Consider the following 14848-nt stretch of genomic DNA (forward strand, 5'->3'; position numbering starts at 1 on the left):
CAGCTCAAGCAGATCGAAGAATTCATGACCTGGTGCAAGGACCGGGACATCAAGGCCGGTCACCTCTACCGCCAGCAGGAATGGCGCTGGTAGTCATGCACCGGCCCAGGAAACCCGACGGGCCCTGACCCCATCTTCGTTCCCGTTCTGCAGGAGTTACCCATGGCTGTGCGAGACGTAGCGTATGTCGAGTTGTACACGAAGGATAAAGTATCGACTGTCGATCATCTCGTATCGGCCATGGGCTTCACCCAGGTCGCCGACTCGGTCGAAGTGGACCGGAGTTCCGTGCTGCTTCGGCAGGGTGAGGTCCTCCTGGTCGTCACCTCCGGCTGGGGGACGTGGAAGTTCCTCGACGATCACGGAGACGGGATCGCCGACATCGCCCTGGCGTGCGAGGACGTGCCGACGACCCGAGACGCCGCGCTGAAGGCCGGCGCGAAGGTGACGACGTCCCCGCAGGGGAATCCGGTCGTGCCCGCCTTCGGCGGGGTCCACCACACCCTGGTGCCGGTTCCCGCCCGAGCGGGCGCCGCCCTGCCCGCGGGCCGCCGGTGGACCCCCACTCCCGGGGCGCCGGCCGTGCCGGGCGGGCGGGTGCGGCTGCTCGACCACATCGCGGTCCATCTCGCGCGGGACGGCTTCGCGGACTACGCCGCCTTCTGCCACGAGGTCTTCGGATTCTCCCGCACCTCCCCCGAACGCCTCGGCCTAGGGGACCGGGTCATGGACTCGGTCGTCGTCCGCGGTGCTTCCTGGAGCGTCGCCTTCGTACTGACCACGGTGGCCGACGGGCTCGGGCCCGGGCCGGGGCTCGCTGAACCGGACGTCTTCCTCGACAGGAACGACGGTCCCGGCGTCCAGCGCCTGGCGTTCCTCGTCGACGATGTCCTGTCCACCGCACGGGAGTTCGGGGAGCTGGGCGTGCGCTTCCTTCCCGCCGGGAGCGCCGGAGACGCCCCGTCCGCCCAAGCGTGGAGCGCGGCCGGCCTGCCGGAGGAGGAACTCGCCGCGCTGCGGGCCGCGGACGTGACGGTCCACCACGACGGGCGGGGACTACTCATGGAGTCCTTCAGCCGCTCACCCTTCGAGCGCGAGACGCTCTCCTTCCAACTCGTACAGCGCCTCGGCGCCCAGGGGTTCAGCACGGCGGGTCTCCGGGCGCAGTACGATGCCCTGGACGAGGCGGTCAACCCCGCCCACTGACCCCCATCGACCCCCGGCGACCCGCGCGCCTCCGGCCGCCTCAGCGGCCGGAGGGCACTGGTTTGTATCGCACGACGCATCTGCGAGGAGCGTGGCGGTGTGGTCCACAATGTAGGACGTGATGAGTACGCAGGACGGTGGAGGGCTCTCGGCAGTGGGCGGTCGCGCGGATGCGGCGTTGCGCGCTGTCATCGTCGATGATCAGGCATTGGTGCGCACCGGGTTCCGCATGCTCTTGATGGCGGACGGGATCGAGGTGGTCGGCGAGGCGTCCACCGGCGGCGAGGCGGTCGCGGTGGTGCGTCGCACCCGGCCCAACGTGGTGCTGATGGACATCCGGATGCCGGAGATGGACGGCATTGAGGCGACCCGGCGGATCGTCGCCGACGCGACGTGCGACACCCGGGTCATCATTCTGACCACCTACGACCTCGACGAGTACGTGTACGCCGCGCTGTCGGCCGGAGCGAGCGGCTTCCTGCTGAAGGACGTCACCCCCGAGCACCTGACGGCCGCGGTGCGTCTGGTCCAGGCGAGCGACGCCCTGCTGGCGCCGAACATCACGCGCCGCCTGATCGAGCGTTTCGCTCCGCGGACCTCGGTGAAGGTCGCGGTGCACCGGGACCTGTCCGAACTGACGCCGCGCGAACTGGAAGTGCTGCGCCTGCTGGCCACCGGCCTGAGCAACGCCGAGCTGGCGGACCACCTGACCCTCAGCGCCGCGACGGTGAAGACCCACGTCGCGCGGATCCTGGCCAAACTGGGGCTCCGTGACCGCGTCCAGGCGGTCGTGCTGGCCTACGAGACCGGCTTGATCTCTCCGGGTGAGCAGCCCGAATCCCGCTGACCGGGTCCGGACCGGTCCGGCCTGCGAGGTCCCCCGCCCTTCCCGTCACCCCAGTTGAGTACACCGTATGATCCGCGTGCTGATCGCCGACGACCAGATGCTGGTCCGCCAGGGCTTCACGGTGCTGCTGAACTGCGAGCCCGACATCGAGGTCGTGGGCCAGGCCGTGGACGGCGACGGCGCCGTGGCAAAGGTCGCCGAGCTGTCGCCCGACGTGGTGCTGATGGACATACGGATGCCCGGGATCAGCGGCATCGAGGCGACCCGGCGGATCACGGCGTCGCCCGAGGCCACCGCCAGAGTCCTCGTACTGACGACCTTCGCCCTGGGACGAGTACGTCTACGAGGCTCTGCGAGCCGGCGCGTCCGGTTCCTGCTCAAGGACGGCTCCGTCGAGGAACTCGCGTTTGGGGTAAGGGTGGTAGCTGCGGGTGACGCCCTGCTCGGACGTCACCCGGCGTCTGATCACGGAGTTCTCCCGCATGACCGAGATCACCGCCCGATGGTGAAGGGCCGCTCCGGCAACCTGACGGAACGGGAGACCGAAGTGCTGGGTCTCAGCGCGCACGGTCTGACGAACGCGGAGATCGCCGAACGTCTGGTGGTCGCGGAGCAGACCGTCAAAACCCATGCGAGCAGGATCCTGGTCAAGCAGAACCTTCACGACCGCACTCAGGCGGCGATCTACGCGTACGAAACGGGCCTGATGAGGCCGGGCGGCCTCTGAGGTTCCCCGGGTCGTGCCCGGTGCGCCGGCTGTTGCCGTAGCTGTAGCGGTCGCCGGTGCTGTAAGCGGGTTGCGGTTACGGCCTGCGGCCTCAGGCCCGGCCGAGAACGACGACCGCGTTGTGGCCGCCGAAGCCGAAGGAGTTGCTGACGGCGACCGGCACGGCGGCGTGCCGCGGAGCCGAGTGGACGATGTCGATGTCGGCGATGTCCGCGCCGGGTACCCGGAAGTTGGCGGTGGGCGGGATCACCGAATCCCGGATCGACAGGGCGGTGAACGCGGCCTCGACCGCTCCGGCCGCCCCCAGCATGTGGCCGGTCACGCCCTTGGTGGAGGTGACCGCGGCGCCCCGGCCGAAGACCCGCTCGATCATGCGCGCCTCGACGGCGTCGCCCTGCGGGGTGCTCGTCGCGTGGGCGTTGACGAGGGACACGTCCGACGCGGCGACCCCCGCGTCCTGGAGCGCCTGGCGCAGGGCCAGCTCCGCGTAACGGCCGTCGGGGTCGGGCGAGGTCAGGTGGTGGGCGTCCGAGGAGGCTCCGTAGCCGAGCAGTCGCGCGTAGGGGCGCCGGCCCCGCGCTTCGGCGCTCTCCGCGCGCTCCAGGACCAGTACGGCCGCGCCTTCGCCCACGACGAAGCCATCGCGGTGTTCGTCGAAGGGCCGGGAAGCGGCGGAGGGGTCCTCGCAGCGGCGCGACAGCGCCTTCAGCCGGTCGAAGGCCGTGGTCACCAGGGGGGTCACGGCGGCTTCGGTGCCACCGGCCAACACCACGTCGCAGCGGCCCGACCGCAGCAGGTCCAGGGCGAAACCCAGCGCCGTGGTGCCCGCCGCGCACGCGGTGGAGAGGGTGAGGGAAGGTCCGTGCAGGCCGAGGTCCATGGCCACCGAACCCGCCGCGATGTTGCCGATGGCCTTCGGGACGGTGAGCGGGTTCACGGTGCGCGGGCCCTTGTCCCGCAGCCGCTGTCCCTGCTCCTCCCACGTTCCCTGACCGCCGACCGCGGTGCCGAGGACGACACCGCCCCTGGCCGGATCCCAGGAGCCGTCGGCCGGCGCCGCGTCGGCGACGGCAGCGCGGGCCGCGGCGACCGCGAACTGGGCGAAGGGGTCCATACGGCGGGAGTCGCTGCCGAACACCTCCTGCGGATCGAAGCCGGTCACGGCGCAGCTGAACGTGACGCCCAGGCCCGACAGGCGGGGATCGGCCGCGGCCGTGGGGCGCCCCGCCCGGGCGGTCTCCCAGGCCGTAGCGGTGTCCGCGCCCGCTGGGGTGACCATGCCGATGCCGCTGATCACGACATCGGGATGGCGGGATCCGTGACCCGTCATGCCGGGAGGACCGCCCCACTGGCCTCCAGCAGCTCGGACAGTTCCCCCACGGTCGTATCGGCGCTCAGGTTCTCCTCTTCGATGGTGATACCGAGTTCGTCCTCGAGCTGTGCGCTGAGTTCCGCCAGGGACAGCGAGTCCACCTCCAGTTCCTTGAAGGACCAGGTGGGCTGGATGTCACCGGACACTTTGTAAACGGTTCCGAGGACGTGGGAGAGGTAGTCGACAAACATAGCGGATTCCCTTCATTCGGATCGCGTGGACCTTTTGGATCCTTTGATCACGCTCCATTAAATTTCTGAACGCACGGCCGTCAGCTGCGGCCATGTCAATGCGACGGATCCCCAGGTCAATCCGCCGCCAAAAGCGGTGAGTACCGTCCGGGCCCCAGCCTGGAGCCGCCCGCCGGCCAGCGCGTCGGCCAGCGCGAGCGGAATGGAGGCGGCCGCCGTGTTGCCGGTACGGGCCAGTTCGCACACCGCGGCGTGCGGCGGTATGCCGAGCCGGTCCGCGACCGCCTGGATGATGCGGGCGTTCGCCTGGTGCGGCACGAGAGCACCGATGCTTTCCGGTGTCCAGGCACAGTCCTTCATGACCCGCAGCGCCGAATTCGTCATCTGTTCGACGGCCCGCAGGTACACTTTCCGGCCCGCCATGGTGAACCAGCGTTCCGCATCCGGCTGTTCGCGCGCTCCGGGTACGCAGATCAGGTGCTTGCCCGAGCCGTCGCTGCCGAGGTCGAACGCGAGTAGGGCGCCCTGCTCCCGGGAAGAACCGCGGCGCAGCACTACCGCGCCCGCGCCGTCGCCGAAGATCACAGCCGTGGCCCGGTCCGTGGGATCGACGATACGGGAGTAGGTCTCGGCCGCGACCACCAGGACGCTGTCCGCGATACCGCTCGTGATCAGCCCCGCGGCGGTCGCCACGGAGTAGACGAAGCCGCTGCACACGGCGGAGACGTCGAAGGCGGGGACCGTGTCGAGCCCCAGGCGGTGCGCGATCTCCGGGGCGGCGGCCGGCACCGGGCGGTCCGGTGTGCTGGTGGCCAGGATCAGGGCGTCCACCGTGTCCCGGCCGGCCGACCGCAGCGCGTTGGCCCCGGCCTCGCACGCGAGATCCCGTGTGGAGACGTCGGGTCCGACCCGGCGCCGTGCGGCGATGCCGGTGCGCGTACGGATCCACTCGTCGCTGCTGTCGAGGTCCCGGGCCAGCGTGTCATTGTCGAATTCACCGGTCGGCAGACACGTGCCGAGACCTTCGACAACGGCAGCGGGGCGGTTTTCCCACTTCTCCGGGGCCGCCGCTGTTAATTCTGATGTGTACATCGCTGACGGCCCCCTGGAGCTCTCATCATCCGCAGGCGACAGAACGCCCATCTTCTGTCACGGAGTTCGACGCGGAGTGACCTTACATGGGCCATAAAGAGCGGCACAATGAATGCGGCGGCCAGGGTATTTCCCTGCGTCCAACTGCGGCACGGCCTCGGTTGGGCACCCCGCGCGTCATCCCCGCGAGGTAGCTCCACAGGATGGGTTTCCTGATCACCGGAGCCGATGTGCCCACCCGATACAGCGGTCACAATGTGCGGGTGATGACTGAAGCACGGGCGCCCGGGTGGCGGCAGTACGCGCGAGAATCGCTGCGCCCCGAGGCGAAGCCCGCTCCGTTGTCCCGGCGCGCGATCGTGGCCGACACGGTGCTCGCCGTCGTCCTGGCCGTCGTCGCGGTGCTCGCCAGCTCGAAGTTCCACGCCGGGGAGCAGTTCATCGGCATGCACCCGCCGACCACGGGCGGGCAGTCTTCCGTGCCGCTCTCCCCCGGCCCCTCCGAGGTGCCCCAGGTACCGCGGGGCGGGCGGCCCCTGTACCCGCTCATCTTCCTGAATCCGCTGCCCCTCGCCTTCCGGCGCAGGTACCCCCTGTCGGCCTTCTGGGCAGTGCTGGTCACGGCACTGGTGCTGAGCGGCCAGGCAACGTGGATCACGATCGCCGTCTGCTGCGTCGCGGCGTACAGCGCGATCACCCACAGCCGCCACCAGGTGCCAGCGGTGGCCGGTCTGGTGGTCGCCGCCACTGCGGCGGGCTTCGCCTTCCAGGATGCCGCCCCGGCACTGCCGGGCTGGTCGGCCGGGTCCGTGATACTGATGCTCGCCGCGATCGTCGGCCGCGCCGTGCGGTACTGGCAGAACCAGCTCAAGACCAGCCAGCTGCGCGTCGCGGCCCTGCAGCGGGAGCAGGAGGAGGCCACCCGCCGGGCGGTCGGGGAGGAACGGGCGCGCATCACCGCCGAGCTGCACGACGTCGTGACGCACAACGTGAGCGTGATGGTGATCCAGGCCGGTGCGGCCCGCAAGGTGATTGACGTGGCACCGGAGGAGTCCAAGCTGGCCCTGCTCGCGGTCGAGGCGGGCGGCCGGGCCGCCATGTCCGAACTGCGTGCCGTCATGAGCCTGTTGTCTCCGTCGGACGCCTCCGTGGACGGGCTCCAGCCCCAGCCGGGACTCGCCCAGCTCGAGGCGCTGGTGGAGGGGGTGCGCGCGGCCGGAATGCCGGTAGACCTCACGGTGTCGCTGCCGGGGGCGCCGCTGCCCGCGGGCATGGAGCTGGCCGTCTACCGGGTGGTACAGGAGGCGATGACCAACGCGCTCAAGCACGCCGCGGGCGCGAAGGCCTCGGTGCGCCTGCGACACAAGGGTGAATGGCTGGAGATGGCGATCGACAACACGGGCGGTACGCCGAGTGCGCAGGCGGGCACCGGGAACGGCCGCGGCCTGCTCGGGCTCCGGGAACGGCTGGCCGTGTACGGCGGCTCCCTGGAGACGCACCACACGGCCGACGGCGGGTTCCAGGTGCGGGCCCTGGTCCCGTGGCGGTCCGTCGAGTAGGGCCAGGACGGTCCGTCGCACAGGGCCAGAACCGTCCGACACAGGGCCGTGGCGGCCCGTCACACACGGCGGCAACACCGCGTCCGGCGGGTCGCCCCTTCCCCGTTCGGCGCATTCGTTCAACTGCGCCGACGCGCCACTTGAACGAACGGGACCGGCCGGATGGTCAGCCGATCGGTATTGATCAGCGTTGTCCCACGGTGCCATCGTGGGGAACGGCGGACCCGTGCGGTTCGGGGCAAGCCGGGCAGAGGTGGCGGCCTGGGCACACACCACGAAATGAGCCGGCCGCATTCCAGGTCCCCGCAGAATTGAGGCCCACAAGTCATGCCCTTCGTGAAGAGCAACGGGATACAGCTGGCCTACCAGCGCTCCGGCAGCGGTGAACCGGTACTGATGATCATGGGCTCGGGGGCTTCGGGCCGGGCCTGGAGCATGCACCAGACCCCGGCCCTGAACGCCGCCGGGTACGAGACGGTCACCTTCGAGAACCGGGGCATCGCGCCATCGGACGCCCCCGGGGGCAAGTACTCCCTCGACGACATGGTCGCCGACACCGTCGGGCTGATCGAGGCGCTGGACCTGGGCCCGTGCCGGATCGTGGGCACCTCCATGGGGGCGATGGTCGCGCAGGACCTGGCCCTCAGCCGCCCGGACCTTGTGCGGTCCGCCGTCCTGCTGGCCACCCGGGCCCGGTCCGACACCCTGCGCCGGGCGCAGTCAGCGGCGGACCGCGCGCTGCGCGAGAGCGGCGTGCGACTGCCCCCGTCGTACGAAGCGCTCAGGACCGTCCTCGAGATGATGTCCCCGGCGACGCTGAACGACGACGCCGCCGCTTCGGCCTGGCTGGAGATCTTCGAACTGTCCGGCGGCCGGGAGAACGCCGCCGAGGGCCAGGACTGGGTCACCGACACCGTCGCGGACCGCCGCGAGGTGCTCGGCGGGGTCACCGTGCCGTGCCGGGCCGTCGCCTTCACCGACGACCTCCTCTGCCCGCCGCACCTGGTCGCCGAGGTGGCGGACGCCATCCCGGACTGCGACCTCGTCGAGATCTCCGACTGCGGCCACCTCGGCTACCTGGAGCGGCCTCAAGAGGTCAACACGGCGATCATCGAGTTCCTTGACAAGTACTGATGCACCGTCAGAGTCGCGGGAAAGACACGAGAGCGAGGCAGGTTTCCTTGACCACGTCAGACGGCCCACCCCCACGCGCGATGGGGCTGCGGTTCGACGATGATTCGGTCACCAAGCAGAGGGTCAAACCCGGCACGGTCCGGCGGATCATCCCGTACGCCCTGCGTTACCGCTGGCAGCTGGTCGCGCTACTGCTGACCACGGTCGTCAACGCCCTCGTCACGGCCACCGGGCCGCTGATCCTCAAAATGATCATCGACGACGGCATCATGCCCAAGCGGATCGGCGTCGTGGTGGCGCTGTGTCTGACCGTGGCCGGGCTGGCCCTGGTTGACGCGCTCGCCATGTACGTACAGACCTGGTGTTCGGGCCAGATCGGCGAAGGCCTCGTCTTCGACCTGCGCACCAAGGTGTTCGCCCACGTGCAGCAGCAGCCGCTCGCGTTCTTCACGCGGGCCCAGACCGGCGCGCTGGTCAGCAGGCTCAACGCCGATGTCGTCGGGGCCCGGCAGGCGGTGACCACCCTGCTGTCGGATTCGGTTACCACCATCCTCACGCTGATCCTGATCCTCGGCGCGATGTTCTACCTCTCATGGCAGATCACCATCGCGGCGCTGGTCATGATCCCGTTCTTCCTCCTCCCCGTCCGGCTCCTCGCTCGCAGGCTGCAGCGACTCACCCGGGAGACGATGCAGCTCGACGCGGAGATGAGCTCGATGATGAACGAGCGCTTCAACGTCTCCGGGGCCATGCTCGCCAAGCTCTACGGACGTTCGGAGGACGAGGTAAGCGCCTTCTCCGCCCGCGCTGGGCGGGTGCGCGACATAGCCGTCAGCAGCATGGTCTACGGGCGGCTGCTCTTCATCATCACCACCGTGCTCACCTCCCTCACCACGGCGTTGGTGTACGGACTCGGGGGCTCCCTCACCATCGACGGCACGCTGGCGATCGGCACGCTGGTCGCCATGGTGACCTTGCTCCTGCGGCTGTACGGCCCGGTCAACCAGCTGTCGACCATGCAGGTCACAGCCATGACGGCCATCGTCAGTTTCGACCGCGTCTTCGAGGTCCTGGACCTCAAGCCACTCATCTCCGAGCGGCCCGACGCCCGGGTGCTCCCGGCCCCCGGACCGCAGGCCCCCGCACCGGACATCGAGTTCGACCGGGTGAGCTTCCGGTACCCCTCCGCCGACGAGGTCTCCCTCGCCTCGCTGGAGTCGATCGCGTTCCGCAAGCCCGAGCGGGGCGAGAACCCCCTGACCTTGCGGGAGTTGAGCTTCCGGGTGCCGTCGGGGAAGCTGACCGCCCTGGTCGGACCCTCGGGTGCCGGAAAGACCACGATCACCCACCTGGTGCCGCGGCTCTACGACGCCGTCTCGGGAGCCATCCGGATCGGTGGTCACGACGTACGCGACCTGACTCTCCAGTCGTTGCGCGACACCGTCGGAGTGGTGACCCAGGACGCCCACATGTTCCACGACACCCTGCGGGGCAACCTGACGTACGCCCGGCCCGGCGCCAGTGAGCAGGAGCTGATCGACGCGTGCGTGGCCGCGCGGGTGTGGGACACCATCAGCGCCCTGCCGGACGGCCTGGACACCGTGGTCGGCGATCGCGGCTACCGTCTCTCCGGTGGCGAGAAGCAGCGCATCTCGCTGGCCCGGCTGCTGCTCAAGGCCCCGCCGGTCGTCGTCCTGGACGAGGCGACCGCGCACCTGGACTCCGAGTCCGAAGCCGCGGTCCAGCGTGCGCTGAAGACCGCTCTGGCCGGCCGTACCTCAGTGGTGATCGCGCACCGGCTGTCCACCATCCGCGAGGCCGATCAGATCCTGGTCGTCGAGGGCGGCAGCATCCGCGAGAGCGGTACGCACGAGGAGCTGCTGGCCGCCGACGGACTGTACGCGACGCTGTACCAGACCCAGTTCGCCCAGCAGGCAGAGAGCGGCGCGGACGTCGCTTCCCGACTCCGCTGACCCGCCCCTCCCCCTCGCTCCCCCCACACCGGCCGCCGGCCGCCTCCAGCACCACGGGCGGCCGGCGGCCGCGTCGTCGGCCGCACGTCCCATCCCCCTACGTCGCAAGGATGACCCCGTGCTCGTTCTACCTCCGGGGGCCGATGCCCCGTCCCGCCCTCCCTCCATAGATTCGTGCCATGACCAGTGAGAACAGCACAGGCCAGGTCGTCGTACGGCTGGACGGTGTGCGCAAGGAGTACGGACAGTCGGTCGCCCTGGACGGCGTGTCGTTGGAGATCCGGGCCGGTGAGGCCGTGGCGGTGATGGGGCCGTCCGGCTGCGGCAAATCCACGCTGCTCAACATGATCGCCGGACTCGACCGGCCCACCTCCGGGACGATCAATGTGCACGGCGACGACGTGGGCAGCCTGAACGAAACCGGCCTGGCACTGTTCCGGCGTCACCGGATCGGCATGGTCTTCCAGTTCTTCAACCTGCTCGACGACCTGTCGGCGATCGACAACGTGGCGCTCGCCGCACAACTGACCGGCGCCTCGGCCAGTGAAGCGCGCAAGCGCGCGTTGGAACTCCTCGACAAGCTCGGTGTCGCGGACCGGCGGAACAACTATCCGGCGACGCTCAGCGGCGGCCAGCGCCAGCGGGTCGCGGTGGCACGGGCGTTGATGAACCGTCCGGCCCTGCTGCTGGCGGACGAACCGACCGGCGCGCTCGACCGGCAGAGTGGTGAGCAGGTGATGAAGCTGCTGCTCGACCTCAACCAGATGGGCCAGACGCTGCTGATCGTCACCCACGACCCGCTGCTCGCCGAGCGGTGCGCCAGCCGTCTGATCGAGTTCGAAGACGGCCGGATCGCCCGTGAGACCGCCATGGAGCGAGCCGTATGAGCGCCGTATGGCAGGCCGCTTGGGCGGCCGTGAAACGGCGCAGACTCCAGACGACCGTGATCAGCATCGTCGTCCTGCTGTCGACCGCCACGATGGTCATCGCGCTGGGGCTGCTGGACGCCGCCTCGAGCCCTTTCGAGCGCGCGTTCACCGAGCAGCGCGGCGCGCACGCCGTCGCGGCGTTCGACACCGGCAAGGTCTCCGGGAAGCAGCTGGCCGACACCACTCGGCAGCCCGGCGTGGAAGCCGCCGCCGGGCCTTTCGGGCAGACCTCGGTGAGCCTGGCTCCGGGCAGCGTCGCCTTCCTGACGGGTCCGCTCACCGTGGTCGGCCGCGCCGACCCGGACGGCCCGGTGGACAAGGTGAAGTTGTGGAGCGGCCACTGGGCCACCGCGCCCGGCGAGATCGTCGTGAACGAGACGCCCCCCTCGGTCGGCACCATGGCGCCGTTCCCCCTCGGCAAGAAGATCGTCACCCCTGACGGCACCCGGCTCTCCATCGTCGGCTACGCCTACACCCTGAGCCGTACCGCCGACGCCTGGGTCTCGCCCGCGCAGATGGAGGCCATGCACCCGACGGCCACCCAGATGCTGTACCGCTTCGCCTCCGCGGCGACGCAGGACGACGTCAAGAGCAGCATGAGCGCGGTCACCGCCGGTCTGCCGAAGGACTCGCTGCTCGCCGCCCAGTCCTACCTCACGGTCAAGCAGGACATCGCCTCCGGTCCGGGGGTCTACGTTCCCTTCCTCATGGTGTTCGGCATCCTCGGGGTGCTCGTGGCCCTGCTGATCGTCGCCAACGTCATCAGCGGTGCGGTGGTCTCCGGGTTCCGGCACATCGGCGTCCTGAAGTCCCTCGGCTTCACTCCCCGCCAAGTGGTCTGCGTCTACCTCCTGATGGTGTCGCTGCCCACGGTGCTGGGCTGTGTCGTCGGCACCGTGGGCGGCGCCTTGGCCACGAAGCCGCTGCTGACCAGCGCCTTCCAGGGCAGTGGCATGGACTTGAACAGCGTGAGCCTCAACCTGTGGGTGTGCGCCGCCGCGATGATCGCGATGATCGCCGTCGTCATCCTCGCCGCGGCCGTTCCGGCGATGCGCGCCCACCGGCTCTCCGCCGCCGAGGCGATCAGCGCTGGCAGCGCCCCCCGCCCCGGGCGCGGACTGCGCATCCAACGCCGGCTGAGCGGGAGCGGGCTGCCCCGCTCGGTCAGCCTCGGTCTGGGCCTGCCCTTCGCCCGGCCCGGCCGCAGCGCGATGACTCTGGCGGCGGTCCTCCTCGGAGTGACCACGGCCACCTTCGCGACCGGCCTGGTCGGCACGGTCACCCAGTTCGGGAAGGCCACGACGCACGCGTCGGCCGCCCAGATCACCGTCCAGCCGGGCCAGCCGCAGTTCGGCGAGACCGCGTCGAAGCTCGACGACCCGCAGATCGAGGCGATGCTGCGCGGCCTGGACGGCACGCGTCACGTGACCGTCGACGCGCACGTCCCGGTCTCCATCGTCGGCTCCGCGCAAGGGGTGGTCGCCGACTTCCTGCGGGGGGATTCCTCCACCCTGGGCTTCGAGGACCAGGTCGTCACCGGGCACTGGGTCGAGGGGCCCGGTGAGATCGCCGTGTCCTCCGCCTTCCTGCACAAGCGGGGGCTGGAGGTGGGCGACCGGCTCACCCTGGAGGTGGGCGGCAAGCAGATCCGGACCACTATCGTCGGCTCGCTCATGGGCCAGCAGGAGTCGCTCTACGCGGACTGGGGGACACTGTCCCCCCTCGCTCTGGACGTCTCGCGCCTCAACTCCCGCTTCCAGTACCTCGTCCAGGTGGCCCAAGATACCGACATCGGCCACTTCACCTCGGCGGTGAGGTCGGCCGACCAGGGGCTCTACTCGCGCGGGAACGAGACTGCGACCACCTTCACCACCGCTGTCGTCGGCCTGTCGTCGGTGCTCACCCTGATGCTCGCCGCGGTCGCGGCGATGGGGGTCTTCAACACCGTCGTCCTCAACACCCGTGAACGCCGTCGCGACCTGGGCATGCTCCAGTCGATCGGCATGACACCGCGGCAGGTGATCGCGATGACGGTGACCTCCATGGCGGCGATGGGAGCGATCGGCGGACTGCTCGGCATCCCGGTCGGCGTCCTCGCCCACCGCGTGATCATGCCGATCGCGGGCAAGGCGGCCAACGTCGACCTCGCCCGGAGCACCATGGACGTGTGGCACGCTCCCGTCTTGATCCTGCTGGGCTTCGCCGGCATCGTGATCGCGGTCGTGGGAGCGTACATCCCGGCCCGTGCGACCACCCGCCTGACGATCGCGGAGGCACTGCACAACGAGTGACGCCCAGCCGGTCTACGACCGGCCGCCGGAACCTCCCGACGCGCGGACGCGACGACCTGATGGTCGTCGCGTCCGCGCGTTCACACGTTCCGTCCAGACCTTCCGCGGCAAAAGCACCCGTGCCAGGATGACGAGATCTCCGCCCCTGTCGAGGGGTTTACCGAAAGCCGTCGCTCAGAAATTTCTGCCGTTGCTCGAAAACATCGCACGGCATCGAATACGTGGCATCCACGGGAATTCACGGACGCGGCGACATTCACGTGATGACGCACCCGCAGACAGCGCAACGAGCTGTCCGATCAGGAAGGAGACGGGCGCTGTGCGCGAGCCCGTAGGCAGCGTGTCTGCCACCGATACCAGGTCACCGCGGCTGGACCGCGGTGACATCGACGAAGCGGCGCGGCGGCTGACCGGCCGGGTGTGGAAGACCCCTGTCGTTCGCTGCGACCAGCTGGACGCGCTCTGCGGCACGCGGTTGTGGCTCAAGACCGAGAACCTCCAGCGCGGCGGGTCCTTCAAGGTCCGGGGTGCCCTGCTGGCCGTGGAGCGGCTGGCCGCCTCGGGAAGCCGGGGCGTGATCGCGCAGAGCACTGGCAACCACGCCATCGCGGTCGCACTCGCCGCCCGCGAGTACGCGTTGCCCACGGTCGTGGTGCTGCCCTCCGACGCCGCACCGGCCAAAATCCGCCGGATCCGGGAGGCCGGTGCCCATGCGGTGACGGCCGGGACGGTTCTCGCCGAGCGGGTCACCGTGGTGGAGGAGCTGCGCGAGCTGCACGGTTACGACGTCATCGATCCGTACGAGAACCCCCACGTGGTCGCGGGCCAGGGAACCGCCACGGCCGAGCTGATCGGCCAGGTCACCGCGCAGGGCGGGAAGCTGGACGCCGTGGTCGTGCCCATCGGCGGCGGCAGCGCCATCGCCGGAGCCGTTCTGGCGGCCGCGGGGCAGGGCGTCGCGGTGATCGGGGCGGAGACGCGTGCCGTACCCGCCTTCACCGAAGCCCTGCGCGCCGGCCGGCCGGTGACCGTGCCCGTCGGCCGGACCATCGCCGACGGGCTGCGCCCCGACCGGATCGGCGCTCTGCCCTTCGACCTCGCGCACCGGGCCGTCAGCGGCGCCGTGACGGTGTCGGAGGCCGCCATCGCCGACGCGCTGCGCGCCGCGTTCCTGCACGCGCGGCTGGTCATCGAGCCGGCCGCGGCGACCGCACTCGCCGCGGCCCTGGAGCACGCGTCCGAGCACGGAGCCGATGTCGGGGTCCTGCTCACCGGCGGCAACGTCGAGCCGAGCCTGGTGACGTCACTGCTGAGCGACCCCGACGTCCCGGCCCCGCAGACCGCGGCACGCTGAGACCTGCGGCCCGAGCACCAAGAGCCCGAACCTCAACAGAACGAGGGTGGACCGGACGCCCCGACGAGGATTTCGTCGGGGCCGGCCCCTACCTGGTGCCGGACGTCACCGGATGCTGGCAATGCCTGGCCCAACGGCTGGAAGGCAATCGGCAGGTGGAGGCGTACCTCAAG

At 70.1% G+C, this 14848-nt stretch carries 12 protein-coding genes; 9 read left to right on the forward strand and 3 right to left on the reverse strand.

The features are described from left to right. The first annotated feature begins 162 nt into the window (after positions 1-162). The 3 genes from ABZS71_RS34505 (at position 163) to ABZS71_RS34515 (ending at position 2780) form a co-directional block, all read left to right on the forward strand. On the forward strand, positions 163-1206 hold the full coding sequence (locus ABZS71_RS34505) for a 4-hydroxyphenylpyruvate dioxygenase (RefSeq protein ID WP_356216541.1): 1044 nt from the start codon (positions 163-165) through the stop codon (positions 1204-1206). 154 nt (positions 1207-1360) lie between these two features. After that, positions 1361-2053: a response regulator transcription factor gene (locus tag ABZS71_RS34510; protein ID WP_356216544.1), complete on the forward strand. Its 693-nt coding sequence runs from the start codon at positions 1361-1363 to the stop codon at positions 2051-2053. 67 nt (positions 2054-2120) lie between these two features. Then, a complete protein-coding gene (locus tag ABZS71_RS34515; protein ID WP_356216547.1) occupies positions 2121-2780 on the forward strand; it encodes a response regulator transcription factor in 660 nt (219 codons plus the stop codon). Between the two features lie 91 nt (positions 2781-2871). Here the strand turns inward: ABZS71_RS34515 and ABZS71_RS34520 are convergent, their stop codons facing one another. Genes ABZS71_RS34520 through ABZS71_RS34530 form a run of 3 tightly spaced genes read right to left on the reverse strand, consistent with a single transcriptional unit; the run spans position 2872 to position 5435 of the window. Next, entirely contained in the window at positions 2872-4110 is a 1239-nt protein-coding gene (locus ABZS71_RS34520; RefSeq protein ID WP_356216550.1) for a beta-ketoacyl-[acyl-carrier-protein] synthase family protein, read from the reverse strand. Further along, entirely contained in the window at positions 4107-4343 is a 237-nt protein-coding gene (locus ABZS71_RS34525; RefSeq protein ID WP_356216552.1) for an acyl carrier protein, read from the reverse strand. The genes ABZS71_RS34520 and ABZS71_RS34525 overlap by 4 nt, the downstream gene beginning before the upstream one ends. 57 nt (positions 4344-4400) lie before the next feature. Then, a complete protein-coding gene (locus ABZS71_RS34530) occupies positions 4401-5435 on the reverse strand; it encodes a beta-ketoacyl-ACP synthase III (protein ID WP_356216555.1) in 1035 nt (344 codons plus the stop codon). A 266-nt stretch (positions 5436-5701) separates the two neighbouring features. Here ABZS71_RS34530 and ABZS71_RS34535 point away from each other — a divergent pair, with 266 nt between their 5' ends. The 6 genes from ABZS71_RS34535 (at position 5702) to ABZS71_RS34560 (ending at position 14675) form a co-directional block, all read left to right on the forward strand. Further along, on the forward strand, positions 5702-6994 hold the full coding sequence (locus ABZS71_RS34535) for a histidine kinase (RefSeq protein WP_356216557.1): 1293 nt from the start codon (positions 5702-5704) through the stop codon (positions 6992-6994). Between the two features lie 327 nt (positions 6995-7321). After that, positions 7322-8128 carry an alpha/beta fold hydrolase gene (locus ABZS71_RS34540; protein WP_356216560.1) on the forward strand — a complete coding sequence of 269 codons (807 nt, stop codon included), beginning with the start codon at positions 7322-7324 and terminating at the stop codon, positions 8126-8128. 47 nt (positions 8129-8175) lie between these two features. After that, complete coding sequence (locus ABZS71_RS34545; protein WP_356216563.1) at positions 8176-10101, forward strand: ABC transporter ATP-binding protein; 1926 nt, start codon at positions 8176-8178, stop codon at positions 10099-10101. Positions 10102-10280: 179 nt separating this feature from the next. Next, on the forward strand, positions 10281-10988 hold the full coding sequence (locus tag ABZS71_RS34550; protein ID WP_356216566.1) for an ABC transporter ATP-binding protein: 708 nt from the start codon (positions 10281-10283) through the stop codon (positions 10986-10988). Beyond that, complete coding sequence (locus ABZS71_RS34555; RefSeq protein ID WP_356216569.1) at positions 10985-13321, forward strand: FtsX-like permease family protein; 2337 nt, start codon at positions 10985-10987, stop codon at positions 13319-13321. Before ABZS71_RS34550 ends, ABZS71_RS34555 begins: the two co-directional genes overlap by 4 nt. 319 nt (positions 13322-13640) lie before the next feature. Continuing rightward, positions 13641-14675: a pyridoxal-phosphate dependent enzyme gene (locus tag ABZS71_RS34560; protein WP_356216572.1), complete on the forward strand. Its 1035-nt coding sequence runs from the start codon at positions 13641-13643 to the stop codon at positions 14673-14675. The last annotated feature ends 173 nt before the right edge of the window (positions 14676-14848 follow it).

This window comes from Streptomyces sp. NPDC005393, from assembly GCF_040606675.1.
In the GTDB taxonomy this organism is placed as follows: Bacteria; Actinomycetota; Actinomycetes; order Streptomycetales; family Streptomycetaceae; genus Streptomyces.